Source organism: Microbulbifer sp. ABM4_008, from assembly GCF_056311705.1.
In genome coordinates this window covers 2,365,018-2,389,134 of the sequence record NZ_CM149970.1, presented here as the reverse complement: position 1 = coordinate 2,389,134, position 24,117 = coordinate 2,365,018, and the positions used below count along the sequence as shown (strand labels likewise).

The following is a 24,117-nucleotide window of genomic DNA, read 5'->3' as shown; positions in this document are numbered from 1 at the left end:
TTAGAAGTACCGTATCAGTTTTTGATTGACAAACTCTTTAATACCTAGCTCTCCCAGCTCCCGGCCATAGCCGGATTTCTTCACTCCTCCCATAGGCATACTGGCGTAGCTTGAAGCGGCATGGTTCACGAAGGCAGTACCACATTCCAACTGTTCCGCGACACGGCGCCCCCTTTCATGGTCCTGGGTATAGACAGAACCACCCAGGCCAAAGGGGCTATCATTGGCCAGCTTAACCGCTGCCTCCTCATCGGGAACTACCCAAACACAAGCGATGGGGCCGAACAACTCCTCTACGGCTGCCGGGGAACCAGCAGGTATTTCAGTTAATATACCCGGCTCGATAAATGCGCCATTGCGCTTACCTCCCACTAGCAGTTGGGCGCCTGCCTTAACGGACTTGCTGACTTGATCCTCCAGTTGCTCAGCAGCCTTTTCGGTACATAACGGACCGTAATCTGTGCTTTCTACAAGAGGGTCACCGGGTTTCAGCGCTTGGAACAGCTTGGTAGCTCGGTCTAGGAATTCTTCAGCAATGGGCTCCGTTAGAATGATTCTCTTCGCAGCCAAACATATCTGCCCGCAATTGCCCAGCTTTCCCTCCGCAAATCGCTGTATCGTTAAATCCATATCCGCATCTTCGAGCACGATAAATGGATCAACACCACCCAGCTCCATAACAGTTTTCTTTACATTGCGGCCAGCTTGCTCTGCAACCATTGCACCGGCGGCATTGCTGCCAGTAAAGGAGATTCCTTTGACCCTATCGTCATCAATAATGGAGGCAGCCCCACCGGATGTGATCGGTAGATTGGTATAGACTCCTTCCGGTACCCCTGCATCAAACAACAGCTGTGCGAAGGCTTCGGCACACTGGGGAACATTAGAGGCATGTTTAGTAAGTACAACATTGCCGGCGATCAAGTTGGCGGCGGTAAAGCGAGCTGGTTGGTAGAAGGGAAAGTTCCATGGTTGGATGCCGTAGACCACTCCTAAGGGCTGGAAGACTAAAGTGCCCTCCCCTTCGCGGGTGGAAAGCTGCTGTGGAGCTAAGATTTTTTCGCCCTCTTCGGCGTAGTAGTCAAAAATTTCAGCACAAAGTGCCAATTCACCTTGACCATCACTGAGCTTCTTACCCATCTCTAACGCCATTAGGCGGGCAAGTTCTTCGGATCGCTCCTCAAATAGATTACTTGCACGCTTTAGTATCGCTGCTCGATCACTAAAACTTCGGTTTCTCCAGCTTACAAAGGCTTTGTCTGCGAGACCGATCGCCTTGTCGAGATCCTCTTGTGACATTTCGTGATAAGTCTTCAGAGTTTTACCGTTCAAGGGGTTGACGGAAATCAGTGGACGTTTTGATTTTGTCATAAATAGACTTCCAACGGTTGCTTTGGGAACCGCTAAAGAACTATTTGGAATAGTACCAGTGCGGCATCTACGAGTGTTTGCAAAAGTGTAGTTGCTGAGGTTTGGCATACCACTGCTTGATGAATCAGCTAAAGTCATATCATTCTTTCTTAAAGGCAGCTGATAAGCAGTAATCTTTGGTGAACAGCACTATAAAGCTAATGGAAAACCATTAAGAGATTTAGGTGCTTTTACGAATACAACCTTGGCATAAAGATCAACTGCGGAGCTTTTAGAGCATACCGACTGCATAAAATCGAATCTGCTCAAACAAGCTGCATGATATTCATCGTTAAGTCACTAGCCCTTTTGAAACAAGTTTTGATTTGCAAACTATAATCGCAGGGCTTAGTAGCTCTTACTTCCTTATGAGTGCTTAATTGCAGGTCTATGAAGTTTTTTGCTTATTAACGCCTTTGTAATAGGACCATAAGAGCGACAGCAGCCGCTTCAAGGATCACAGTGTGGCCAAATAATCGGTTAATCTGCTATGGATAACAACGCCCTGTATAAAAAGAAACAGCTAACACCTGAAGAAGCAGTTAATTTAATCCCAGACGATAGCGTTATTTCTATCGGTATGCGCACCGCTAGCCCACCAGCCCTACTTTCAGCACTAGAGAAGCATATTCGAAATGGATTTATTACACATTTAAAAGTCTATTATATGCGTTGTGGAAAGGTCGCAACGGAAACCATCTTTCAAGAAGATCTAATGGACCGGGTTAGGCCTTACTCTTCAATGCTAACTAAAGACGAAGTTAAATTAGCAAATGCTGGATTTTCAAAAGGGGAAAAATATATTAACTATGTCCCTATATCTTTTAGTCGATATCCTCAAATAATCAGAGAGCAAGTTAAAATAGATGCTTTCCTGGTAACTGTGGCGCCGATGGATAAGCATGGTTATTTCAACTTTGGCACTAATGGTGATTATGCTATTGAGTTGTCGCGCCACGCAAATCGATTAATTGTGGAAGTGAATGAAAATATGCCACGTACAGCGGGGGCCACCTTGTTGCACATTAGTGAAGTGGATGCCATTGTTGAAAACAATATGGAATTAGCGGAGGAATCTCCAAAAGAGATTACCGATTTAGATAGAAAAATTGGTGACTACATTGTTCCGTTAATACCTGATGGCGCAACTATCCAAATGGGTATTGGCGCTATTCCGAATGCAGTGTGTGAACAACTAACTAAAAAGAAAGATTTGGGCATTCATACCGAGGTAATAACACCGGGTATGATTAAGCTTATTAAGTCTGGAGCAGTAACTAATGCCCGAAAGACAATTAACCCTCATGTGAGCGTATTCACTTTTGCAGCTGGAGACAAAGAACTATTTGACTTTATAGATGGCAATCCATCTATGTTCTGTCTGCCCGTGTCATATGTGAATGAACCCCAAATAATAGCCCAGATCGATAATATGATCTCAGTCAACTCATTTATTGAGATTGATTTCAGTGGACAGGTCAATGCGGAATTCATTGGACATCAATTCTCCGGTGTTGGCGGGCAACTGGATTTCGTGAGGGGGGTTTACTACTCAAAAAATGGGAAGACTATTCTGGCCAGTAGCTCAACGGCACAGCGTGGTAAAACCTCCAGGGTAGTTCCACGTTTGAATTCTATAACCACAGACTCTCGGTTAGATATCGATTACGTGGTAACCGAGTACGGAGCTTGCAGACTTATGGGGAAATCAACTACAGAACGGACCCTTGCCTTGATTGAAGTCGCACACCCTAAATTCCGTAAGAGCTTATTGGAGCAGGCCAAAGAGCAGAACTTTATTTGAGCGATAAAATGAACAATTTAAAGCTTTTCCCCGCATTGTTATTCACCCCTGGAAACCAACCGAAACGCTTTGCTAAGGCGTCTGAAGTTGGGGCGAATGGAATAATCATTGATCTTGAAGATAGCGTACCAATGGAGGACAAAGATAGTGCCAGGGATATCGCGATCGATTTTTATTCAAGGCCAAGCTCGAATGGTGTTATAAGTGCAATTCGGATAAATAGTTTGTCAACGATCAATGGAATAAAAGATTTGGCTGAAATTATTGATAAAAAGCCATTTATAGATGTGGTGCTTTATCCGAAAACAGAATCTCAACATGATATCAACCTTATCAGTGAGCTCTTGAGCGAAGCCTATAAGGATATTTCGATTATAGCCTTAATTGAAACCGCTCAGGGAACATCCAATTTATATGATATTGTTAACTGTAGTTCTGAAAAGTTGCAAGGTTTGATGTTTGGGGCCGCTGATTATGCAGCCGATCTGAATTGTGAATGCACCCCACAAGCACTCATATGGGCGCGCATGAAATTGGTCGAATCTGCCGCACTCAAACAGATAGCTTGCTACGACTCCCCTTGTTTTAACTTTAAGGATGAAGGTGGACTAATTAATGAACTCAATGAGGCTCAATTGCTTGGCTTTAGTGGCAAGGCAGCTATTCACCCTAAACAAGTAAAAACTATCAAGATATCTTTTAGACCCACACTAGACCAGTATAAGGAAGCAAAGGAAATCATTCGTATCTACAATGAATCCTCAGGTAAAGCCTGCCAATATGAGGGCCGAATGATAGATATCCCGATCTACTCTAAAGCCCAGCAAATAATCTCAAACTTTAATAATCTTAGCTAAAGGCTACTCCAGCAAAAATCTACAAGTGTTCTGGGCATAACCAAGCGAACTTAGAGACACTCAATCAAGGAGGCAATATTGATGGAATTTAACCCCTATAAAAAGATTGACAACAATCGATATCGCGAAGATTTTGGCTTCTACTTCGAGGACTTTGTAGAAGGTATCATTATCGAGCACCGCCCAGGTAGGACATTGACGCGAACAGACAATACCTGGATGACCCTGTTAACTATGAATACGGCGCAACTCCATTTTGATGCCCATTACGCAGAGAGCACTGAATGGAACCTTCCATTAGTAGATAGTACTCTGACATTGGCTATTGTCACGGGTATGACTGTAAATACTATTAGCAAGAAAGTTGTTGCCAATCTTGAGTGGGACAAAGTTAAACTGCTCAAACCTGTTTTTGAAGGTGACACGGTTTATGCAGAAAGTGAGGTCATTTCTAAGCGTGAATCCAAGTCTAGACCAACACAGGGTATTGTTAGCGTAGAAACCCGTGGTATTAATCAGCGAGGAGATACTTTTATGAGCTTTCAGCGAACAGTTCTGGTTTATAAGAAAGGCCACGCTCCTAATTATGAGATCAAAAAATAACCTAACAGAAAGGCTATCTCATTGGTATATATGCACTTCTTTAAGCCGATGTCCGATTAGACTCGCTTCAATGAAAATGAAGGTATTGATGTTATAAAAGTAAGATTACAAAAAGTTGCAATATAAAATAACGGTTGTGCTAGATAGTTTTTACCTCCGTATATTTTTCGATTCTTGCCTTCGCAGTAAGAAGTGGATTCAACTTTGCAATGATGGTTTTTAAGTGATCTGTATTCCAATGCTTCATTTCAGCTTCAGAAGACTCCCAAACTTCTAGTGTAGTGAAAACATTGCCTTCATCCAGTGAGGGTAAAATTTTATAGGATAAACAGCCAGACTCTTGTTCTGACTTACACGCCAGCTCGATTAAAAGTGCTGATGCCTGAGAAGTATATTGTGGGCGGACTGTGACTTTTGCCATAACGATTAAATTAGCCATATGCTCTCTTTACATAACCATTTTTTCTGAAATTAAGAAGTGCGTTTCACTACCAACAGTACACCGACAACCATCATGGCGAGACCAATAAGGCGCTTGGTATCCAAGCTGGTTTGCTGCGCACCCAGTAACCCAAAATGGTCGATAACGCTAATGGCGAGCAGTTGCCCCAGAAGAACGAAAGATACTGCATTACCCACGCCATACCTTGGCGACACCCAAGTCACACTCAATATATAGAAAGCTACTAGAATCCCACCCAAGTAAAAGTACCAGGCAATATCTTTGCTAAAAACAGCACTGGGTAACCCCTCCGTTTTCAAGAGATAGGCCGCGGAGATTACAAGTCCAACGAGAAATAGCAGTGTAGTTGCCAGGGCTGAACTACCAAGCTTAATACCGAGGCCACTATTTAGCGTTGCCATTACCGGTATACCAATGCCTGCAATAAGCATTAGAGACGGGTAGATAACTGCATTTTGCACTACGGGACACCTCTACTTAGAATCACGAGCCGACCCCAAAGGGGCCGGCCAGGCCATGTACTAGCTGGCAAGCTGTTTGGCGATGGCAACACCAACACCGTGTGCACTTGCTGGGTTCTGGCCGCTAATCACTCGCCCATCTTCAATAACAAACTCCTGCCAAGGTTGTACTTTGTTATAGCGGGCAGCGCCCCTCGCCAAAGATTCTTCCAGCAAAAATGGGATGTCATTAATGGTGCCGAAGTCAATCTCCTCCTCACGAGTGAAGCCGGTGACAGACTTGCTAGCCAAAAGCTTTTCGCCATTGCTCAGGGTGATAGGTAGGAAACCAGCGGGGCCGTGGCACACTGCGGCCAATGTGCCACCCTCTTCGTAGATCTCGGCACTTAGCTTTGCGAAGTCTTCGTTAGTTGCCAAGTCAGAAAGCAGACCAAATCCGCCGGGGTAGAATACTGCATCATAGTCTGCAGTATTCAGCTGGCTCATAGGGATGGTGTTGTTGATACGGTTTTGGAAATCTGAATCATTAAGCACCTTTTGGTTGATGTCGTCACCTTCGATGTCAGTGCCATAGAGTGGTGCTTTCCCCCCTTTAATAGAGGCGATGTCATAGTCGAGACCACTCTCCATAAATACGTGAATCGCGTGAGTCAACTCAGGTGAGTAGGTGCCATTTGCCTGGTCAGTTTCACCAAGGGTGGCGTGGTTGGTCACTGGTATAAGTACTTTCTTCATGTTTCTTTCCTCTGTTGGTCAGCATTCAGTGGGGAGGGATTGTAGATTGTCCCTCTTCTGCTGATAATGTGTAAAATCTGTTAAATACCTTTGCAGAATGGCAACAATCGAGTTTGAGAAACATGGAAAATTTTGACGGCATAGTCGAGTTTGTAGCGGTGGCAGAAAGCCAAGGTTTCTCAGCGGCTGCCAAGCAACTTGGCTGCAGTACTAGCCATGTGAGTAGGCAGGTCTCCCGTCTGGAAGAGCGCTTGGGCTCATCCCTTTTGGCCCGCTCAACACGTCAGGTAAGTCTGACCCAGGCCGGGACTGCCTATTACCAGCGGTGTAAAGAGTTAGTGATTGGCCTGCAACAGGCGAATGAGCAGGTTAGCCAGCAACAGTTTCAGCTCAATGGAACACTAAGAGTTAGCGGAGCTGGTATCTTTGCTGAGCAATATGTTGCCCCTGCCCTGATGGACTTTGGCTTGAAACACCCGGGGTTGAAAATCGACATGGACTTCAATAGCAGGATGGTCAATTTCGTCGAGGATGGGATTGATTTTGCCATACGCTATGGTCGCCTTGAGGATTCCGGCTTAGTTGCTCGTAAACTGGCCAACCGCCAAATGATGGCCGTCGCAAGCCCGAGTTACCTGAAAGAAAATGGTATTCCCAATCACCCCGATCAACTAAAAACGCAGAGTTGCTTGGTGGCTAACAATGATGAATGGGTTTTTGACCTGAATGGAGAGCCTGTAAGCGTAAAGGTTAGTGGGCGCTGGAGGACAAATAATGCCCATGCGATCGTGAAAGCTTGCGAGCAAGGCTTGGGTATAGCTTATATGCCCAAAAGCAGTTTCAGTGGTTCAATTCAACAGGGATTACTGGAGCCCATCCTGGAATCTTTTTGTGGGCGCGGAGCCAGTAGCTGGATCGTGTATCAGAACCGTCGCTTTTTACCGATGCGAGCGCGAATGGCGATTGACTATTTGGTTGATTACTTTTCTGACTGGGTTGAATAGAAAGCGATTGGATTCGTTGAAAGGAATAGAAGCACTTCCCATTTCTTGCAAGCCTTCAATCCGGAGGATTAATATCCACCCTCCTCCAATCGACTGGCATTGATTATGGTCCTGACCAGGGCATTTTATCGCAGTGGTCACACTGCAACCCAGCAACGACAACCCGTTTCGTTTGTGGATGTCAGGAAGCGATTTGGCTTTCGCTCTATTGCTGTTGGCCGCTGGGTCACTCGTGAGGAGCGCGATCGGGCCGCTGGGCTTTTTTATGATGCACTTGTTGATCTAATGACCATTCTTCAAGGACCGGAAGCGTTGGTATCCCTACGAGGTACATTGTCTTTCCAATATGGAATCGGCGGGCGCCCGGGGATGGCTGCCTTTTATGACCCTACTGCCCGGAGCTTTTCTCTCGCCAAGAACGCAGGGCCTGGCTCTATTGCCCATGAATGGTTTCATGCATTTGATCATTACTTGGCCCAAAAAGCGTTCAGTGATGCGTCCAGTACCATGTATACTTCAGAGGCCTGGTTGCGGAATGCAACTCCAATACCCCACCCGCTCAATGACTTACTTTTTGCGTGCTTTAAAACTGTGATGCTGGATGAGAGTGGTAATAACCCCAGTGACTTGGTGACTGCTTCCATCAGTGCCGATAAAGTAAATGGTTCTGTCTACTACAGTGAGCCTGTAGAGCTGAGTGCTCGGGCTTTCGAAGCATTTATTCAGGATGCCAGCATCAACAATAATTTTTTGGTTGCTGGCTCAAAGGCTAGTCAAGAGGCAAAGTTGGGACTGTATCCACAAGGGCAGCAACGCAAAAGAATTAATCAGGCTTTCACAGCCTACTTTTCCTACTTAGGACGAAGCCTTCAGGCTTCCACGGGTGGAGACAATGACGTCAACCCTTAGAAATACCTTTCTTCTGGGCACGGCCCTTCTCGCTGGTGTAGTCGCTTGGGTATGGGCTGAACTTTCAAAAAGCTATGAATTGATTGCAATAGCCAGCGATCCCGTGCTGTCAGCGGAGCGTGGATTCATTGATGCGGAAAATGATTTCATTCATAACCGGGCTAAGTTCGTGGATGTTTATTCTCCAGGGGTTGGCCATGTAACGCCCGGGATACTAGAAGAAGAGTTGCAAGGTAAGTATGCTGAGTTCAGACCTCAGGAAACTTTTTTCTTATGTGGAACCGGCTTCCATATTGAAGATTACGCTCTGGATAGCGAGCAGCACGAACACAATAAATTTTACGCTCAAGCATACAATGCCAAGTTATTGGAACTCATCAGCAGTTCAGCTCAGCGCTATGACTGAACGAATACACATCTCTTCAACTAACTATATTAGGCATTGCTCATTGTGGTAATTTGCTCCACAACCAGTTTGCATACAGCCAATGTCTTCATGAGCCAAAAACCTCCCACACAATCCAACATCCTGATCGTTGAAGACGATCGCGGTCTCAACGACCAGCTCTGCGAAATGATCCAAAGCGCAGGATACCAAGTCAACGCCTGCTTTGATGGCAATACCGCATTGCTGGAGGCTGCCAAGCAACAACCTCAATTAATCTTGCTCGATTTGATGCTGCCGGAAATGGACGGTATTTCTCTACTCAAAATTTTACGCAAAACCAGTCAGGTTCCAGTCATCATCCTAACTGCCAAGGGCGCTGAAGAGGAGAGGATCGCAGGCTTTCGCCATGGAGCAGATGATTATGTGGCGAAGCCATTTAACAAGACCGAACTGCTACTAAGAATTGAGGCACTATTGCGCCGCAGTCAACCAGTGATGCTGGAGGCTGTCCACCATACAGAAATCGATAACCTGCAACTCGATTTAAATGCTCAGCAAGCATTCACCGGCGGTCTGGCAATTGATTTTACCGCTACCCAGTTTAAATTGTTGTGGGAGTTAGCGGTTCACCGGGGAGAGGTATTGAGCAAAGCCTATCTCTCACAGCAAGTTCTCAACCGTACTCTGGGTGCCTATGACCGCAGTTTGGACATGCACTTGAGTCGAATCAGGCGCAAGTTGACTGGAGCAGGATGGCGTGGAGACCGGCTACAAACAGTACATGGCAGAGGGTACTGTTTGAAATGAACCGCAAACTTTTTTGGAAACTATGCCTTCTGATTACTGCGGGCATTGTCTCTCTCTTTTACCTGATCAACTCCCTGACTATTCGCACCGAGGAGCAGATGAGTATGCTGGAGGCATCTCATCGAGAGGAATTGAAAGAGTGGGGAAAGGAGGCGGAAGCGCGGTTTCTCTCCGGCAACGAGGGGGAATTGGAACAGTGGTTAAAAGAATTACAGGAGAAGGAAAACACCTGGGCCACAGTTACCCAATATGAGTTAATCCATGTAGCAGGTGAGACGGGTAATGAACATCGTTACATCGGCTATAACCTCGGCCGGGATGTGGATTGGAAGGTCCACCTGTATTTTGAAGAAAACCCGGTGATGGAAATTCCTTTTGCAACCGAGCAAACCAGTCTCTTGGTACTTCTTCCCGATAGGATGCGTCCCGGCAGCTACTGGAAAACAACACGACTCCTGCTGCAAATACTCCTGCCAATGGGAATCCTGGCTTTAGTTTCCGTGATGCTCTATCGCCATATTATGCACCCGCTGCGCAAACTTGAGCAGGCAACACGGGAGTTTAGTCGGGGAAACTTTGATGTTCGAGTACACCGCCAATTAGGTAACCGCGACGATGAGATTTCTGAATTAGCCAAAACTTTTGATCAAATGGCGACGCGGATAGGAGAGCAGATCGTCAACCAGCGCCAGCTAATCGCGGATCTATCTCACGAACTGAGAACTCCACTCACCCGACTGGATATTGCCATAGAGGGAGCTGGCGCAAGTCACGCTGATGATAAAAATATCCAGAGGATTCAGCGGGAGTCTGTTCATATCAGGCGTTTGGTAGACGATACGCTCACCCTTGCCTGGCTGGATAACGAACAGCCTTCTATAGGTATCGAAGACTTGGATCTGGTCGACCTTATCGATGTGATTGTCGAGGATGCCCGTTTCGAATTTCCCGATCGCACTATCTGCACTCATTTGCCAGACTCGGCTGAAATAAGACAGTCTAATCACAAGGCAGTGGGACAAGCCTTGGAAAATATCTTGCGTAACGCCATGCGCTATACTCCGAAGGGACAAGCCGTTCATGTCCTTCTGGAGGGAAATACGAAAAATAAATTTGTTATTGATATTGAAGACTCTGGCCCCGGAGTTCCTGAAGCACTACTGGACAGTATCTTTAAGCCTTTCTTCCGAGCAGATCAGTCTCGCACATCAAAATCGAAAAATTTTGGGCTGGGCCTGGCGTTGGCGCGACGCCAGCTACATAGCGTGGGCGGAACCATAGAAGCCTCCAACCGCTCTGTAGGAGGATTGTGTATGAGAGTAACTCTCCCCACTCAATCTTTGGAGCCTGCATAAGGTAACTCTCCAACACACTGATGCAACTAAATGTAACAAATGCAACACTGCTGTACTTCACAGTTGCCAATAGGAATAATTCGCATTAGCAAATAGGTAACTCTGTGAAGGACAGCCAATGGCCCGCAATATTTCCCACAATAAATACGCGTTACTCCCCTTGATGGTATCCAGTGCCCTGGCCTCTGGCATCAGCCAGGCACAGGAAGTACAAAAGCAAGAAGATAACGCTGAAGCCGCGATGGAAACTGTAGTAGTTGTCGGCGTGGCGACTGATACCGAGATCACCCCAGAAGAGCTCGATAAGCAGCAGGCAAATGATCTCAGTGATGTCTTCCGCCAGATTCCGTCCGTATCTGTTGGTGGATCGGTGGGTATTGCGCAGAAAGTCTATATCCGTGGCATGGAAGACACCCTTCTCAACGTTACCGTTGATGGTGCTCCTCAAACCAGTACCCTCTTCCACCATATTGGCCGGGTATCCATAGAGCCGGAGTTGCTGCAGAAAGTTGAAGTGCAAGCTGGCGCAGGCGAAGCTACCAGCGGTGCTGGCGCTATTGGCGGTGCTATCCGCTTTGAGACCAAAGATGCGGACGACCTACTCGATGAAGGCGAGCAGTTTGGCGCAATAGTGAAAGGCTCGTTCTTTAGCAATGATGGCGAAAAAGCCAGTGCTTCAGTTTATGGAAAAATCACTGACAACTGGGGACTGCTCGGATCATTTGTGACCGTTGATCGCGATGAGATGGAGGATGGCGACGGTGACACTATCTATGGTACTGCTGCCGAGCAGGATTTCGCCTTTATAAAATTAAGTGGCGATTTATCTGAAAATCAAAAGTTGAGCCTCAGCTTCGAACAACGGGATGAATCTGGAGAGTACGGCCAACGCCCCAACTGGCCTGCCCTTGAGGGAGATACTCTCTACCCAATGGATGCTGACCGCCAGACTTTTGTCGTGAATCACCAATTTGCTCCCAGCGCGTTGATCAATCTTGAGACTACCGTATATCACACAAAGTCAGAAGTGGAGCAGAATGTATTCGATAGATGGGGTAAGTACGGTGCCTCAGTAGAAACCCTTGGCTTTGATTTGCGTAATACCAGCAATATCGGCCAGCACACCCTCACCTACGGCATCGAAGCCCGTGAGGATGAAGTGGAAAGCCGCTACCTCTCGGAGCCTTATACCGGTATCTCTTTCCGCGAAGAAGGCCAGGTTCGCAGTGCCTACATTCAGGACCATTGGCAGGCAACAGACGAACTATTACTGAGTTTTGGTCTCCGCTACGACGAATACGAGCTGGAGCAAGTAACCCATGGCGATGAGACTGATAGCCAAGGTTTCAGCCCCAATATCGGTATGAGTTACTCTTTGACCGATGCGATCACCCTCACCCTGGGCCACGCAACAGCGATGCGCGGCAAGGAAGTTGGAGATGGGTTTACGCTGGAATCGGCAGAACTTGCACCTGACCTAGATGCAGAAACCGTCGACAATACTGAGCTGGGATTGGAATACAGCCAGGATGGACTTGAGTTAAAAGCCGCTGTCTACCGCAGTACGATCGATGACGTTATTCTCGATCAGCTCGGAGGTGGTACATACTACGAAAATGTTGGTGAGCTAGAAACCGACGGCTTTGAACTCAGTGCTTCTTACGCATGGGATAATTTAACGCTGAGCGCGGCTTTCAGTCACAATGATTCAGAGCTTAATGGGAATACCGTAGAAGCCTATGAACACAATGGCTTGGCGAATGCCCGTGGCGACACCTATAACCTGAACGCTAACTATGCAATTACACCTAAGTTAGAACTGGGCTGGAACTACACTCGTGTTGATGAGCTGAGTAATATTGAGGTTTTACACCGTGCAGTAGAACTTGGTTGGATCGATAGCACCCAAACCGTAGATAAGTCTGGTTACGATGTGCACGATCTATACTTGCACTGGGAGCCTTTGGCAGATGATCGCCTAAATGTGAATTTAGCCGTTCAAAACCTGTTTAATGAGCAGTACCGGGATCACTCCAGCGTGGCCGATTATACCAATATTCCTGGCTGGGATATTGTATCTGGAGTTTATGAGGCGGGCCGGGACGTTCGACTGTCAGTAGACTACCGCTTCTAATCTCCTTTATTTGTTTATTTACTATCAGGGCGCAATGCACTTGCATTGCGCCCTTTGTTTCCTATGAAATCCAGATACCGTTTACTGTGGATCAAGCTCCACACCTATTTTTCCTGCTTTTTTCTACCCATTGCCATTTTGTATATCGCCACGGGCGTGCTCTACCTATTTGATATAGAGGGGGGCGTCGACGAACAATTTGAGTACACAGTTTCTCTACCCAAGGGCTTACCCAGCAATGAGCAAGAGACCCTAGATACTATATCTCCGTTTGTTCAGCCCACAGAAGTATCATTGCCGGCAGATTTCTATTTGGAAGATGAGTGGATCGGTTGGTATGGCTACAAACGCCAAGTCTATTTGGAGCCTAGCCAGGATAAGCAATCAGCGATACTTCATGTAAAAGAACATGATCTATGGCATCAATTTCTGCTGATTCATAAAGGTCATGCTGGCCCCCTCTTCTGGTTCTCATCCATTATGCTTGGTGCGAGCCTGCTATTTAGCTTGATTAGTGGATTAGTGGTTGCTTTTGCGGTGCCAAAATTCAGGAAGACTTCTATACAATTTACTTCTCTCGGGCTTATTGCACTGGTAATTGCCTTTTTTATTGGGGGCTGAAGTTTCACCATTTGAGGGAGTTCTAGCTAGGGAGCCTCTGAGCAGCTATATGCATCTCTATAGCTCTTCAAGGTACACATTATGCGACTTTAAGAGCGGGTTCACGAAATTACCCAGAGCCCCTAGCTCCAGCTTAAAACTTTAAGCCAGTTGACAAATCTTATCCTCCAACTGCTGTTTAAATTGATAAAGATGGATGCCATCCAGAAAGCAGTGATTAACTTCAATATACATCGAAGTGACAAGGCTGCCCTCCTGGCGATGGTATTTACCCCAGAAAATAAAAGGTATTCCTGGATCACAACCTTCTTTCTGTACAGGCTTTACCTGTAGACCAGAGAAGTCACCCCAGGGGTAGCAGCTGATATTCAAGATATCATGGCGGCTGATGAAATTTTCTACGGGGAGGTACTCAGATTGTGCCTGTGAAAGTTCCCTTGCCTTGTGGACGAACTCTGTCAGATTCGTTTCCATTCTTGCCATAACGAGTTTGAATAACTCATTATCCCCTAAATCAGAAAATAAGGGGTGCAGCATGTCATGCTCAATGGGCTGGCCATTGACGATACGATGCCTGAAACCCGCTATTTCATTTCCCACCTGCGTGACAAGAAAAATAAGGCTGTAATAAAAAGGGAGTGTATTCTTTTTACAGAAAGATACCAGATTTGTCACATCGACCGGCTGGGTTAAGCCTATCCGAGTTGACCCTGCACTGCTCATGAAAAATTCAAAGTGGGCCTTTCTATTCCAGCGTTCGATATCAATAGGAGTCATGGACATATGAATATCGAGCCTTCAATGGATATTCATAGTTTAGGGTAGATTATAAGCAGCATCGGTGTTGCTAGTAGCTTTTATCTAGTTAGGACACCTGGAATATATTTAGAGGCATTAGCTACCATGCTGTAATCGCCATATCAAAACGCTCTTCCCTTCCGACTAATACCATTTTAGTAACGCTACTATTTCTCTCTTTCGCTCCTGTTTGAGGCACTAAAATAAGTCCCAACAACAGACTGTGCCACCTCATAAAAAGCGTTCATCTGTGCATAATTTGCAAAAGTGATGTTCCTGCTTATAAGTTTTAAGAAGGATAGAGCTCCCTATAATAACTTCCAGCTGTTAAAGCGAAATATCATCTAGATAACCAGGACTATTAACTATGACTACCAAGTACGAAAATGCCGTTTTGGATGATCAAGCATTGATCGAGGGACTTAAGTCTATTAACCCGGTATGGGGAGATCTAGCTGTACGAGTCGCAGGCGAGGTATGGGGAAAGCCGCTTCTGGATCAAAAAACCAAAGCACTAATCACTATCGCTATTGACCAAATGGCGCTCAATGTAAATGGTGAAGGTAACCCGTTTGGAGCCCATGTTGATATGGCACTCAAACAAGGGGCAACGTATGAAGAGATTGAGGAATTGATTGTTTTTGCCTAAATGTATACGGGCTTCAATAAAGGGGCTACCACCATGGGCGCACTGAATAAGCTTTGCCATGATCGAGGAGACATCTAATGGCTATCCCCGGACTTAAAAAAGCAGATCATATAGGATTCACCGTCCCCGATGTTGATTTGGCCGTTGAGTTCTTTAGTACACACTTTGGTTTTGAATTGGCTTATACGTTTGGGCCATTTGCCTCAGACGATACCTGGATGACGGATCACCTTAATGTAAATCCTCGTGCAGAGATCAAGAAAATTGCTGTTATGAATGCTAACAGCATCAATCTGGAAATATTCGAGTATGCCGACAACATAGATCGAAATAAGGTGGCACCAAACAATGCTGATGTTGGGGGGCATCATTTAGCATTCTATGTTGAAGACATTGATGCTGCGGTTGAATACCTCAAGAAACAGAATATAGAGGTGCTCGGCGCCCCTACGGTAATGACTGAAGGGCCAACTGAAGGAGAGACCTGGGTATATTTCATGGCTCCATGGGGCATGCAACTTGAACTCGTTTCATACCCTAATGGAAAGGCCTATGAGCATTTGACTAACGTACGCTTATTTGACCCTCGATGAATATTCTCGCCACTATTTTGGTTGTTATTGCAGGTATGGGGCTCTCCGTCGAGGCGGGATTGTTAGGGCCCTTAGGTATGCAGGTTGGTCACTTGTGGGCCACCTTAAGCATATTTGGTGTTGGGGCAGCCCTACTTTGGCTCATCAGTCTATTTGTCCCCAGTGCAAAATATATAAGCTGGCGAGAGGTTCCAAAGTGGCAGCTTTCAGGTGGCTTATTGGGACCTGTTTACGTTGTTGTTCTAACTTTAGCCACTCCTATACTTGGAGTAGCTATGACCATGATCGGGATTCTTGTGGGGCAAACAGCCAAAAGCTTCCTAATTGACTCACTGGGGTGGTTTGGGGTGCGTAAACAGCCCATTAATCTCCTGAGAGTATGTGGGGCAACATTTTTATGCCTTGCATTATATTTTACCTACTTGGGAGCCAAATTATGATTGGGCTGATGTTACTCGCAGTACTATCCGGCGTAGCGTTGAGATCCCAGGCGGCAATTAACGGAAAATTTGGAGAAAGTGTAGGAGTTGTCCAAAGCGCCCTATTTACCTTTGGTATCGGAGCTGTAGTGATGGGCTTACTGGTGTTTTTCTTTGGAAAACACAGCGGCCCATCAATTCTTTCCGTACCTAAGTGGCAACTAACAGGTGCACTTTTTGGTATCTTCTACATGATAGTCGTAGTTGCTGTTGTTCCTAGAATTGGTGTGGCATCAACAACAATTGCAACGATTTTTGGGCAGATGAGCATGAGTTTGATTATTGATACCCAGGGATGGTTTACGAATCCGTCTATCCCGTTAAGTTCCTGGCGAATTGCCGCAATGGTTTGCGTAGTTCTAGCGTTGATCTGTAATTACCTTGCTAATCGGAGAGCGCCAGTTCGTAGTAATGAGGCACTGCAGCCCGCTATCCAAAGTTAGCTGAATATACAGGAGTAAAGCACTACTCAGAGGGGCCATAACATCACTCAACAGTTACCCACTATCGACCGCTAGCTAATGAATTACGATATATCAATATTAGAGTTAAAACTGTTCTTAATGACGGCCCAATTGGGTAACTACTCTGAGGTTTCCAGGCAGCAGGGAATGACACCGTCCTCTGTATCGCGAAAAATGGCCCAGCTAGAGGGCAAAGTGGGAACCAAACTACTGCACCGTCATACCAGGGCAATATCACTGACGGATGAAGGTACGGCCTTTGCAAAGTATTGTAGCGATATTGTTCGTCAGTATGAGCTAGTTTGCGGGCAAATTGAGCAAAGAGCCAACACACCACGGGGGGTTGTTAAAATCAGCGCCCCCGTTGCTTTTGGGCGGCTTCATATTGCTCCCTATATTCCAGATTTGTTAGAGCTTTATCCGCTGCTTAGGATCGAAATGCAGCAGACAGATAGCTTTATTGACCCTGCTAAAGAGGGTATTGACTTACTTATCAGAATTGGAGCGCTCCAAGATTCAGGCTTGAAAATGAATCGCTTTGGCAATCATAACTTTGTATTGGCAGCCAGCCCGGAATATCTGAGAGCAAATGGGGTTCCGGAAACCCCAGAGCAGTTAATTGCTCACAACTGTTTGGTATTTAAGGGAACCAATGGGCTACAGCGCTGGTTTATCGGTAAAGATTGTTTGACACCCTATGAAGTTAAGGGATCACTTTACAGCAATAATGCAGAAACGCTGGTTTCCAGTGCTATAGGGGGAGCTGGGGTTGTTATGTTCCCAACTTGGTTAATCAATGAAGAGATTCGGTTGGGCAAGCTGGTTCCTATTTTGACTGACTACCGCGCATCTTCATCGGCAGAAAACCAAACTATTAATGCGCTCTACTTACCTACGGATAACCTGGCTCCCAAAGTACGTGTTGTTATTGATTTCCTTACGGAGAAATACGGTAGTCCCTGCTATTGGGATGCTAAATAGAGAAGCCTTCTTGCTATGACTCGGTGGGTATCGTGTACATTGTAATGCAAACAGGTTTTAGTTACAGGCTGGGGCTCCTGCCTCGGCCTGTAACTTCTGCTTGGTATTGATAAGCCGGCTAGTCTAAATAATCTACACTCATCAAATATCGTAAGAAGAGTTAAAATTTATAACTCACCATTAATGACGTACGTCTAGAGCTATCAGTGTCTACGATTGGGCTATTACTAATCTCATCGCCATACCAGGTTTGATATACGCCCCCCATAAGAATAAGGTTTGGGCTAATGTTGTATCCCACTTGTACGCCTAACCGGGTAATGATATCTGCATCTGCTTCATACGCTGCCCTATCTTGAGTTACTTCATTTAGGTCTACACCATAGTAGTAAGCCAACGCACTATCACTTTGCCAGCTAATAGTGAAGTCGGGTTTGATGATCCACTTTTGGTGCTTGTAAGGCAGACTATATCCAGCCGATAGACTGTATCCGTCGTGGGTATCACTGATATCTTGTGAGATGCCAACCTTCCAAAGGCCTACCGGGCTTTTATAGTTCATAGATAAGTTGGCAAGAATCGCCAGGTCAAGCTCTTCCATATCGCTGAGCTTATCACTGTCCCCTCTATCTCTATCGCCCGCCAAGTCACCGCCTATGCCAAACTTCACTCGAAGTTTATCGTCGTGGTACAGATCAGCCCCCAACTCAAAACCCTGAAAGTAAAAGCGCTTGTAGCGGGCTGAGATCAATGGAAATATGTTGTTTTGGTCCTCACCATCAACGTAGATTGACTCAACGCTAAAGGTTCCAATACCTACAGAAAGTGCTGTCTCATCCTGCTTTGGCGGCTTCTGGGTAACTTCATCTGCAAAAGCCAGGCTGGATAATGCCGAACCCACCAGCGCGGTGCACATACTCAAAGTTAATGGCAGAGAACTCTTATGGTTTTGATCTCGCAAACTAGACATATTGAATCCCAATTTGAACTGGTTGAAGTTCCGTTATTTCTGGAGTGGATTCTATGCCGGTAAAGGTAAACGCCAGGTAAATAAGCTCATGCCCAGGCCAGGTTAACGGTTAAGTATTGTTCATTTTTGTTGTAAGAAAAGATCCATTGCTGCTGATCGGCCACTTGCTTCAGGATATGAAGGCCTAAACCAAAACCCTGCCCTTCCCCCCTGTCAAAATGCACCTGCTGCTCCGGCAGTATGGGGTTCTGAACCCGGATTCCATTTGCATCAAAATCAATATCGATACTTCCCTCAAGGGTATGCTCAAAGGCATTTCTGAGCAGATTGGTTATAGCGATATCCAATAGCACTTGTACTTGCTTCAAGTTGACCGAACTATCCGAATTGAGATGAACCTGTACATCTCGCTGACCCAAGAGGTATTTGAGCTGCTCAACTCGAGTTTGAATCATATTGCTGAAATCAAATTCTGTTGATTCCAAATTTACCTTGCTTTGAGATAGCAGCAGAAGTGCCTGTGTCAGCTGGGTCATCTGCTCATAGGAGCGCTCAATCTGCTCCAGTTGAGTATCGATTGGCTTACCTTTTTTTTGCCTTACCTTCACCACATGCAAGGCGCTGCCAATGGTTGCCAAGGGGGTTCTCAATTCATGGCTCGCATTCTGTAGAAATTGCTTTTCCTGCTCTTGATGATTCCATACCTGCTGTAGCGACTCTTGCAGTACTCGTCCTACACGACCAAATTCATCCTTCCTTTGCTCTAAAGATTCCGGGATCGGAGTCAACTTATGCCTACTCTTTTGCGCAAATTTCTCCAGGTCTTTTAATGGCGATATCACTTGTCTTGCAAGAATAAGAGGCACACTTAATGCTAAAGTAAGGGTTAGTAAGACACCGATAAGAACCTCAATTTCTACCTTTTTGTACTTGCTGGGTATTGCAGCTTCTTCTATTTCCAGCACGTAGTAAGTTGTCTTAAGGGCGCTTTCAGCATAAGGCATAATTGCTAAATAGTAGCGGTCATTAATTAAGTCTTTGCTAAAGTGCACCCTTTTCTCTTCGCCGTCAGCTTCCTCTAACACGCGCTTTGCCGTATCTGGCAGTGAACTGTACTCATCATATGTTTGTAACTGGGCAAAAAAAGGGTCATCAATAACCCCTCCAGCCTCAATGATACGTTTTTCAGCTACAGATATTAGTGTCGCACCTAAGGCGTGCTTAACCATTTTCACTTTGGATTTCTCTACGACAACTGCACTGCACGCCACAATTGCGGCAAGAATCCAAATATAATGAAAGAAAAATTTTCTGCGAATGGATCGATCAAAGGCTTTCATCACGCTTCCCCAGGATAACGCCCTTTCCTCTGATCGTGTGCAGTAGTGGAAAACTGAACCCCTTATCGATTCCCTGCCGCAACCGATACAGATGTACTTTGATTACGTCGGATTCGGGGGAAAGAAACTGCCATAAATGCTGTTCAATTTTTTCTTTAGTAACCAGCTTTGGACTCTGTTGCATCAAAAACACGAGCAATTCCCAACAGATTGGGGGCAGATTTATAGATTTTCCCTGTCTGGTGACTTCATGGGTCTCTAAATTAACTTCCAGGTCCTCAACTTTATACCGGGTTTGGGTAACGCGTCGTTTTATTGATAGAGACCGAATCCGCGCGACCAGCTCAAGCATTTCGAAGGGTTTAACCAGGTAGTCATCCCCTCCAGATTGGAAACCGGTGATTTTATCGTCCAATTGGTCCAGCGCGGTCAGCATCAATATTGGTGTCGAGCTTCCTGCATTGCGCAACTTAGAACTCACTTCGAAACCGCTTCTACCCGGCATCATGACATCAAGTACGATTACATCGAAGTCATGCTTTAAGGCCAGCTCAGTGGCCATTATTCCATTGTCAGCGTAGTCACACCGAATATTGTACTCTTCGAGGCTCTCAATAATATTGGACGCCAGTGCGTGATTGTCTTCAGCTAAGAGTACCAATAATGGCGTTTTGCAGTCAGGCCCCATTGATCTAGTCACTCAAAAGTTCTCGATAGACCTGGAATAATAAAAGCCATTGGGTAAACGGAAAGTAAATAAGTGTAAGATTGTCCACTTACTGATCACCTATGGGAAGCTTGCCTGTGACAGCTACTGCCATGTCTAAAAATGTCGGAGCCATCACGCTTGACCAAAAATGACCCTATCAAATCTTCAGAAGTTCTTTCAAAAATTTGCCCTCTGGCGATCCTTGTTGGTACTGCACCCTTCATTTGGGTTGAGTTGATCCAGGTAGATCTGTCGTCGAGTTAAGAGAGGTGGAGGGGAAAATCGACAATGCGTGATAGACCTAAGAGTTGGCTGTCACTACAGAAAAGAGAGGGGCATATAACGGGAGAGGTACCTCCCCAGCACTTGTGTGGCTGGGGAAGTGGACGGTCTCGCCCCTTATTGGGGGCGAAGCCTAAAGTTTACAGGCAGACAATGTTTTCTGCTTGTGGGCCTTTAGCGCCCTGAGTCACGGTAAACTCTACCTTCTGGCCTTCGGCCAAGGTTTTAAAACCGCCACCGGAAATTGCGCTGAAGTGAGCAAAAACGTCGGGACCGGATTCCTGGGCGATGAAGCCAAAACCTTTCCCTTCGTCAAACCACTTAACGGTACCAGTAACTGTATTAGACATAATAGATATCCTTGATTGAACAATTGCGCTCCAATTGAATGGAGTTGTGCGGGCAAAAAGTATTATTTTAAACGAGACCGAACGAAGGATTATGACTAAAACTACGAGGTAAACTGCAATAAAAAATGGCTTTTAAACCGGCGGACGAATAGTAGCACTAGCCTGTCACCTATGTCCACTTTTGCCTAATCCTACCCTCGACATTGGTACTCAGACCGCCGTCCACTGCCGCATAAAGGCGCGATGAACCGGAGGCACTGACGCGATGCAATGGGCTGATACCCACAATGCTGATTTTGCCAAAGGATTGCTCGAGGAGATCAGCTTTCTCGCCAGCTCTGTTTTCTTAACCACGGACTCCCCTGCCTCATGCCGGGAGGTAGAGTAGCTATCGACCGCACCGTTAGCGATAGCAGATGCTGCGGCTATGGCATCAGCCATACCCAGATTCATCCCCTTCCCTCCCACTGGAGAGTGGCAATGGGCTGCGTCTCCAGCCAATAACACCCGGTGCTTTCGGTAAGTTTCTGCCTGTCGGATAGAGATTTTAAAGGCCGCTGTCCTTCGGATGTTGGTGATTTCTATCGGCAGCCTGAGGGTTGCCAGGGCATCTTCGGTTGATGATGCGATGCGGGCGCGGCGCTGTTCGATAGGGAGTACCAAGGTGAACTCACCTTCCCCGCCGTACAGGTCCAGGGCAATCTCTTCCGGATCGAAGTTTCCTCTCAAATCCACATCCGCAATTGACCACTTATTGGGCAGATCAATACCAGGGTACTGTATTTTCAGCTGTTGTCGCACGGCGGACTGTATGCCGTCTGCGGCAATCACCCAGTCAAAAGAGGCGCTGGTATTGTCTGAGAAATTAACGGCCGCCTTGTCTGGGGTGGTTGTGATGTTTGTAACTGAGACCCCGTACTCAACTACGACGCCCCTCTCGGCAAGAGTGTCCCTGAGGATTCCCTCGGTCCGGTTTTGCGGTAGCCCGAGAGGCACCCTATCGCGAAACTCATTTCCGCTGTTGTCGATATAAACCAGGGTTCTCTCATCGCGCAATATATGCATTTTCCTCAGGGGCATCGCCTCCGCAAGAAAGGGATCTGCGGCGCCCAGCTCTCGAAGGGCATCAATGGTGGCTGGCATAATGCCGACAGCGCGGGAGAGTTCAGAGGGGCTGTCTTTGTGCTCAACAATACGACACTTCAGTCCCAGGGATGTGAGGGCGACTGCAGCAGTCAATCCGGTCGGACCGGCACCAATTACAAGGATGTCCATCGATACAACTTGTAGCCTGAAAGCTCAACCGGTCGACACAGAATGCCTCGATCGCTACAGGGAGCTTGCTGCTGCAAGCTTAGACAAATTTCTACTGCTGTAGAGGGGCGTAATGGCCACTAAATGCGTGCACAACCGCTCTTCTCCGGTGTCGCTACTTAAGTACTTTTATCTCTGTCGGAGGAGTCGGGGATGTCACTGTAGCCCAGTGCCGTTGCGGGCTTATCCATTGAGGCACCCTGGCGATCCAGAACACCGATATCCAGTACAGGGGAAGCATCGATATGTTGAGCATCCATCATTTGGGCAACGCGCTGTAGAGAAGCAATTATCATGCTTTGCTCCCAGTCTTTTAGATCGCCAAACTGACGAGCAAATTGGTCCTGAAGCGGGATGGGGGCATCGCGCAAAGTCTCCGCGGCCTCCTCGGTAAGGTAAGCATGCACTTTGCGCTTATCCGCCTGGGAGCGCTGGCGATAAACTAAGCCTCTCTTCTCCAGGCGGTCAAGAATATTGGTCACGGTTGCCTGGCTCAGGCTGACCTCGTTGGCCAGTTCGCCGATCGTCACTTCACCCTTATTGCGAATAGCTTGTAGCAACAACACCTGCGGGGCGGTTAGGCCGGTGGTTTTAGCCAGGTGTTTGGAGTGCAGGTCCGTGGCTCTTATTACCCGCCGCAGGGCCACTAGCACTTGTTCGATACTGTTCAAAGTTACCTCTCAATCATGGAGTCAGGGTGATTGCCGGAATTATATCGCCGTCCCCCTCAATCACTAAACGCTTATAACCCGACTGCGAAACATCACCCCCACAAAAGCCTCAGGTTCCATCACAAAACTGTCCATTTTATGGTCAGGCGATCTCTCAGCCGGTATGTCCAATAGAAAATTTTATCGACCTCAAAATATTATTTTTACCTACCTATAGGCTGTATATCCCACATATCTAGGCATTTCTAGGTCAAATATTGTGACTTGATTCGCCTCAAGCATCCTGGACTTTGAATTTAATTTGTGTACGATATTTAGCGTTCAAAGCATTTTTACTAGTAACCCGGCATAAAAATGCCTCTAGAAAGCTATATTTACGCCATTTGCTCAACACTTGTGCAGGTAAATATTTAGAGGTGAAAAAATATTTAGTCGGTTGGGAAGGTTTTTTGTCTAGCTCAGAAAATATTTTGTTGCGCAGTCCATTGATTGAAGATGGGATGGCCACTTACCGATTGATCAAACGTTGCCCTCCCCTGGATACAAACTCCAGCTACTGCAACCTCCTCCACTGCAGCCATTTCGCCAACACCTCAGTCGCCGCAGAGGTTGATGGAGAGCTGCTGGGCTTTATTTCCGGGTATATCATCCCCGACCGTACAGATACCCTCTTTGTCTGGCAGGTGGCCGTCGACGAGAAAGCCCGGGGGCTTGGACTGGCCTCCCGGATGATAAGTCACATCCTTGAGCGCCCTCACTGTGGTTCGGTCAGATATATCGAGACCACGATTACAGAACACAACCTGCCGTCTTGGGCGCTCTTCCACAGTGTCGCCGATAAATTATCGGTCGATCTTCACTCCTCACCCTGGATGGACTCTCAAGCCCACTTTGATGGGCTGCACGACTCCGAAACCCTTGTCCGCATCGGGCCTTTCGCCCTCGAAGAAACACCATAAAAGAGAA

Annotated in this window: 27 protein-coding genes; 16 read left to right on the top strand and 11 right to left on the bottom strand. The window is 46.5% G+C overall.

Translation table 11 applies throughout. The features are described 5' to 3' along the window. Window positions 1-1,371, bottom strand: a complete 1,371-nt coding sequence (locus tag ACYX4J_RS10370; RefSeq protein ID WP_444933191.1) for an NAD-dependent succinate-semialdehyde dehydrogenase — start codon at window positions 1,369-1,371, stop codon at window positions 1-3. 529 nt (window positions 1,372-1,900) lie between these two features. Here ACYX4J_RS10370 and ACYX4J_RS10365 point away from each other — a divergent pair. The 3 genes from ACYX4J_RS10365 to ACYX4J_RS10355 all read left to right on the top strand — a co-directional run bounded on the left by ACYX4J_RS10365 (window position 1,901) and on the right by ACYX4J_RS10355 (window position 4,674). After that, a complete protein-coding gene (locus tag ACYX4J_RS10365; RefSeq protein ID WP_476178536.1) occupies window positions 1,901-3,214 on the top strand; it encodes an acetyl-CoA hydrolase/transferase family protein in 1,314 nt (437 codons plus the stop codon). Further along, window positions 3,211-4,071, top strand: coding sequence for an HpcH/HpaI aldolase/citrate lyase family protein (locus ACYX4J_RS10360; RefSeq protein WP_476178535.1), 861 nt, complete (start codon window positions 3,211-3,213; stop codon window positions 4,069-4,071). Before ACYX4J_RS10365 ends, ACYX4J_RS10360 begins: the two co-directional genes overlap by 4 nt. Window positions 4,072-4,152: 81 nt before the next feature. Next, a complete protein-coding gene (locus ACYX4J_RS10355) occupies window positions 4,153-4,674 on the top strand; it encodes a MaoC/PaaZ C-terminal domain-containing protein (RefSeq protein ID WP_444908300.1) in 522 nt (173 codons plus the stop codon). 139 nt (window positions 4,675-4,813) lie between these two features. Here ACYX4J_RS10355 and ACYX4J_RS10350 read toward each other — a convergent pair whose 3' ends face one another. Genes ACYX4J_RS10350 through ACYX4J_RS10340 form a run of 3 tightly spaced genes read right to left on the bottom strand, consistent with a single transcriptional unit; the run spans window position 4,814 to window position 6,333 of the window. Continuing rightward, on the bottom strand, window positions 4,814-5,113 hold the full coding sequence (locus ACYX4J_RS10350) for a putative quinol monooxygenase (protein WP_476178534.1): 300 nt from the start codon (window positions 5,111-5,113) through the stop codon (window positions 4,814-4,816). 32 nt (window positions 5,114-5,145) lie between these two features. Beyond that, window positions 5,146-5,598 carry a DMT family transporter gene (locus ACYX4J_RS10345; RefSeq protein ID WP_413665794.1) on the bottom strand — a complete coding sequence of 151 codons (453 nt, stop codon included), beginning with the start codon at window positions 5,596-5,598 and terminating at the stop codon, window positions 5,146-5,148. Between the two features lie 60 nt (window positions 5,599-5,658). Continuing rightward, window positions 5,659-6,333, bottom strand: a complete 675-nt coding sequence (locus tag ACYX4J_RS10340) for a type 1 glutamine amidotransferase domain-containing protein (RefSeq protein WP_413665793.1) — start codon at window positions 6,331-6,333, stop codon at window positions 5,659-5,661. Between the two features lie 122 nt (window positions 6,334-6,455). Here ACYX4J_RS10340 and ACYX4J_RS10335 point away from each other — a divergent pair, with 122 nt between their 5' ends. The 7 genes from ACYX4J_RS10335 to ACYX4J_RS10305 all read left to right on the top strand — a co-directional run bounded on the left by ACYX4J_RS10335 (window position 6,456) and on the right by ACYX4J_RS10305 (window position 13,551). Then, window positions 6,456-7,337, top strand: coding sequence for a LysR family transcriptional regulator (locus ACYX4J_RS10335; protein ID WP_476178533.1), 882 nt, complete (start codon window positions 6,456-6,458; stop codon window positions 7,335-7,337). 105 nt (window positions 7,338-7,442) lie between these two features. Next, complete coding sequence (locus ACYX4J_RS10330; RefSeq protein WP_476178532.1) at window positions 7,443-8,246, top strand: CLCA_X family protein; 804 nt, start codon at window positions 7,443-7,445, stop codon at window positions 8,244-8,246. Continuing rightward, the gene (locus ACYX4J_RS10325; RefSeq protein ID WP_476178531.1) at window positions 8,230-8,652 is read left to right on the top strand and encodes a hypothetical protein; all 423 of its coding nucleotides are present in this window, start codon (window positions 8,230-8,232) and stop codon (window positions 8,650-8,652) included. The genes ACYX4J_RS10330 and ACYX4J_RS10325 overlap by 17 nt, the downstream gene beginning before the upstream one ends. Window positions 8,653-8,742: 90 nt before the next feature. Continuing rightward, window positions 8,743-9,441 carry a response regulator transcription factor gene (locus ACYX4J_RS10320; protein ID WP_476178530.1) on the top strand — a complete coding sequence of 233 codons (699 nt, stop codon included), beginning with the start codon at window positions 8,743-8,745 and terminating at the stop codon, window positions 9,439-9,441. After that, window positions 9,438-10,796, top strand: coding sequence for a sensor histidine kinase (locus ACYX4J_RS10315; RefSeq protein WP_476178529.1), 1,359 nt, complete (start codon window positions 9,438-9,440; stop codon window positions 10,794-10,796). The genes ACYX4J_RS10320 and ACYX4J_RS10315 overlap by 4 nt, the downstream gene beginning before the upstream one ends. A 118-nt stretch (window positions 10,797-10,914) precedes the next feature. Beyond that, window positions 10,915-12,930 (top strand): TonB-dependent receptor, encoded by a 2,016-nt coding sequence (locus ACYX4J_RS10310; RefSeq protein WP_444913057.1) that lies wholly within the window; start codon window positions 10,915-10,917, stop codon window positions 12,928-12,930. 63 nt (window positions 12,931-12,993) lie between these two features. Next, the gene (locus ACYX4J_RS10305) at window positions 12,994-13,551 is read left to right on the top strand and encodes a hypothetical protein (protein ID WP_413665787.1); all 558 of its coding nucleotides are present in this window, start codon (window positions 12,994-12,996) and stop codon (window positions 13,549-13,551) included. A gap of 141 nt (window positions 13,552-13,692) precedes the next feature. Here ACYX4J_RS10305 and ACYX4J_RS10300 read toward each other — a convergent pair whose 3' ends face one another. Then, the gene (locus tag ACYX4J_RS10300) at window positions 13,693-14,328 is read right to left on the bottom strand and encodes a CatA-like O-acetyltransferase (protein ID WP_476178528.1); all 636 of its coding nucleotides are present in this window, start codon (window positions 14,326-14,328) and stop codon (window positions 13,693-13,695) included. A 388-nt stretch (window positions 14,329-14,716) separates the two neighbouring features. Here ACYX4J_RS10300 and ACYX4J_RS10295 point away from each other — a divergent pair, with 388 nt between their 5' ends. The 5 genes from ACYX4J_RS10295 (at window position 14,717) to ACYX4J_RS10275 (ending at window position 17,515) form a co-directional block, all read left to right on the top strand. Continuing rightward, a complete protein-coding gene (locus tag ACYX4J_RS10295; RefSeq protein ID WP_476178527.1) occupies window positions 14,717-14,998 on the top strand; it encodes a carboxymuconolactone decarboxylase family protein in 282 nt (93 codons plus the stop codon). Between the two features lie 77 nt (window positions 14,999-15,075). Then, window positions 15,076-15,591, top strand: coding sequence for a VOC family protein (locus tag ACYX4J_RS10290; RefSeq protein ID WP_444908312.1), 516 nt, complete (start codon window positions 15,076-15,078; stop codon window positions 15,589-15,591). Continuing rightward, entirely contained in the window at window positions 15,588-16,031 is a 444-nt protein-coding gene (locus ACYX4J_RS10285; protein ID WP_444908313.1) for a DMT family transporter, read from the top strand. The genes ACYX4J_RS10290 and ACYX4J_RS10285 overlap by 4 nt, the downstream gene beginning before the upstream one ends. Next, a complete protein-coding gene (locus ACYX4J_RS10280; RefSeq protein WP_476178526.1) occupies window positions 16,028-16,513 on the top strand; it encodes a DMT family transporter in 486 nt (161 codons plus the stop codon). Before ACYX4J_RS10285 ends, ACYX4J_RS10280 begins: the two co-directional genes overlap by 4 nt. 78 nt (window positions 16,514-16,591) lie before the next feature. Then, the gene (locus ACYX4J_RS10275; protein WP_476178525.1) at window positions 16,592-17,515 is read left to right on the top strand and encodes a LysR family transcriptional regulator; all 924 of its coding nucleotides are present in this window, start codon (window positions 16,592-16,594) and stop codon (window positions 17,513-17,515) included. A 160-nt stretch (window positions 17,516-17,675) separates the two neighbouring features. Here the strand turns inward: ACYX4J_RS10275 and ACYX4J_RS10270 are convergent, their stop codons facing one another. From ACYX4J_RS10270 to ACYX4J_RS10245, 6 genes are all read right to left on the bottom strand, one after another. Beyond that, a complete protein-coding gene (locus ACYX4J_RS10270; RefSeq protein ID WP_476178524.1) occupies window positions 17,676-18,485 on the bottom strand; it encodes a MipA/OmpV family protein in 810 nt (269 codons plus the stop codon). Between the two features lie 86 nt (window positions 18,486-18,571). Beyond that, window positions 18,572-19,825, bottom strand: coding sequence for a sensor histidine kinase (locus ACYX4J_RS10265; RefSeq protein WP_444927795.1), 1,254 nt, complete (start codon window positions 19,823-19,825; stop codon window positions 18,572-18,574). Next, complete coding sequence (locus ACYX4J_RS10260; protein WP_476178523.1) at window positions 19,812-20,525, bottom strand: response regulator transcription factor; 714 nt, start codon at window positions 20,523-20,525, stop codon at window positions 19,812-19,814. The genes ACYX4J_RS10265 and ACYX4J_RS10260 overlap by 14 nt, the downstream gene beginning before the upstream one ends. A gap of 431 nt (window positions 20,526-20,956) precedes the next feature. Beyond that, entirely contained in the window at window positions 20,957-21,166 is a 210-nt protein-coding gene (locus ACYX4J_RS10255; protein WP_108733254.1) for a cold-shock protein, read from the bottom strand. 210 nt (window positions 21,167-21,376) lie between these two features. Further along, window positions 21,377-22,441 (bottom strand): FAD-dependent oxidoreductase, encoded by a 1,065-nt coding sequence (locus tag ACYX4J_RS10250; RefSeq protein ID WP_476178522.1) that lies wholly within the window; start codon window positions 22,439-22,441, stop codon window positions 21,377-21,379. Window positions 22,442-22,599: 158 nt separating this feature from the next. After that, window positions 22,600-23,151: a MarR family winged helix-turn-helix transcriptional regulator gene (locus tag ACYX4J_RS10245; protein ID WP_282932789.1), complete on the bottom strand. Its 552-nt coding sequence runs from the start codon at window positions 23,149-23,151 to the stop codon at window positions 22,600-22,602. 449 nt (window positions 23,152-23,600) lie between these two features. On the opposite strand from ACYX4J_RS10245, the gene ectA reads away from it, so the two are divergent. Further along, window positions 23,601-24,110 carry a diaminobutyrate acetyltransferase gene (gene ectA, locus ACYX4J_RS10240; RefSeq protein WP_444941768.1) on the top strand — a complete coding sequence of 170 codons (510 nt, stop codon included), beginning with the start codon at window positions 23,601-23,603 and terminating at the stop codon, window positions 24,108-24,110. Window positions 24,111-24,117 lie beyond the last annotated feature (7 nt).

Bases quoted from the DNA above. Each gene is read 5' to 3' on its own strand.
- ACYX4J_RS10370 (WP_444933191.1), bottom strand. From the start codon at position 1,371: ATGACAAAATCAAAACGTCCACTGATTTCCGTCAACCCCTTGAACGGT.
- ACYX4J_RS10365 (WP_476178536.1), top strand. From the start codon at position 1,901: ATGGATAACAACGCCCTGTATAAAAAGAAACAGCTAACACCTGAAGAA.
- ACYX4J_RS10355 (WP_444908300.1), top strand. From the start codon at position 4,153: ATGGAATTTAACCCCTATAAAAAGATTGACAACAATCGATATCGCGAA.
- ACYX4J_RS10350 (WP_476178534.1), bottom strand. From the start codon at position 5,113: ATGGCTAATTTAATCGTTATGGCAAAAGTCACAGTCCGCCCACAATAT.
- ACYX4J_RS10340 (WP_413665793.1), bottom strand. From the start codon at position 6,333: ATGAAGAAAGTACTTATACCAGTGACCAACCACGCCACCCTTGGTGAA.
- ACYX4J_RS10335 (WP_476178533.1), top strand. From the start codon at position 6,456: ATGGAAAATTTTGACGGCATAGTCGAGTTTGTAGCGGTGGCAGAAAGC.
- ACYX4J_RS10330 (WP_476178532.1), top strand. From the start codon at position 7,443: ATGGTCCTGACCAGGGCATTTTATCGCAGTGGTCACACTGCAACCCAG.
- ACYX4J_RS10325 (WP_476178531.1), top strand. From the start codon at position 8,230: ATGACGTCAACCCTTAGAAATACCTTTCTTCTGGGCACGGCCCTTCTC.
- ACYX4J_RS10320 (WP_476178530.1), top strand. From the start codon at position 8,743: ATGAGCCAAAAACCTCCCACACAATCCAACATCCTGATCGTTGAAGAC.
- ACYX4J_RS10315 (WP_476178529.1), top strand. From the start codon at position 9,438: ATGAACCGCAAACTTTTTTGGAAACTATGCCTTCTGATTACTGCGGGC.
- ACYX4J_RS10310 (WP_444913057.1), top strand. From the start codon at position 10,915: ATGGCCCGCAATATTTCCCACAATAAATACGCGTTACTCCCCTTGATG.
- ACYX4J_RS10305 (WP_413665787.1), top strand. From the start codon at position 12,994: ATGAAATCCAGATACCGTTTACTGTGGATCAAGCTCCACACCTATTTT.
- ACYX4J_RS10300 (WP_476178528.1), bottom strand. From the start codon at position 14,328: ATGACTCCTATTGATATCGAACGCTGGAATAGAAAGGCCCACTTTGAA.
- ACYX4J_RS10295 (WP_476178527.1), top strand. From the start codon at position 14,717: ATGACTACCAAGTACGAAAATGCCGTTTTGGATGATCAAGCATTGATC.
- ACYX4J_RS10290 (WP_444908312.1), top strand. From the start codon at position 15,076: ATGGCTATCCCCGGACTTAAAAAAGCAGATCATATAGGATTCACCGTC.
- ACYX4J_RS10285 (WP_444908313.1), top strand. From the start codon at position 15,588: ATGAATATTCTCGCCACTATTTTGGTTGTTATTGCAGGTATGGGGCTC.
- ACYX4J_RS10280 (WP_476178526.1), top strand. From the start codon at position 16,028: ATGATTGGGCTGATGTTACTCGCAGTACTATCCGGCGTAGCGTTGAGA.
- ACYX4J_RS10275 (WP_476178525.1), top strand. From the start codon at position 16,592: ATGAATTACGATATATCAATATTAGAGTTAAAACTGTTCTTAATGACG.
- ACYX4J_RS10270 (WP_476178524.1), bottom strand. From the start codon at position 18,485: ATGTCTAGTTTGCGAGATCAAAACCATAAGAGTTCTCTGCCATTAACT.
- ACYX4J_RS10265 (WP_444927795.1), bottom strand. From the start codon at position 19,825: ATGAAAGCCTTTGATCGATCCATTCGCAGAAAATTTTTCTTTCATTAT.
- ACYX4J_RS10255 (WP_108733254.1), bottom strand. From the start codon at position 21,166: ATGTCTAATACAGTTACTGGTACCGTTAAGTGGTTTGACGAAGGGAAA.
- ACYX4J_RS10250 (WP_476178522.1), bottom strand. From the start codon at position 22,441: ATGGACATCCTTGTAATTGGTGCCGGTCCGACCGGATTGACTGCTGCA.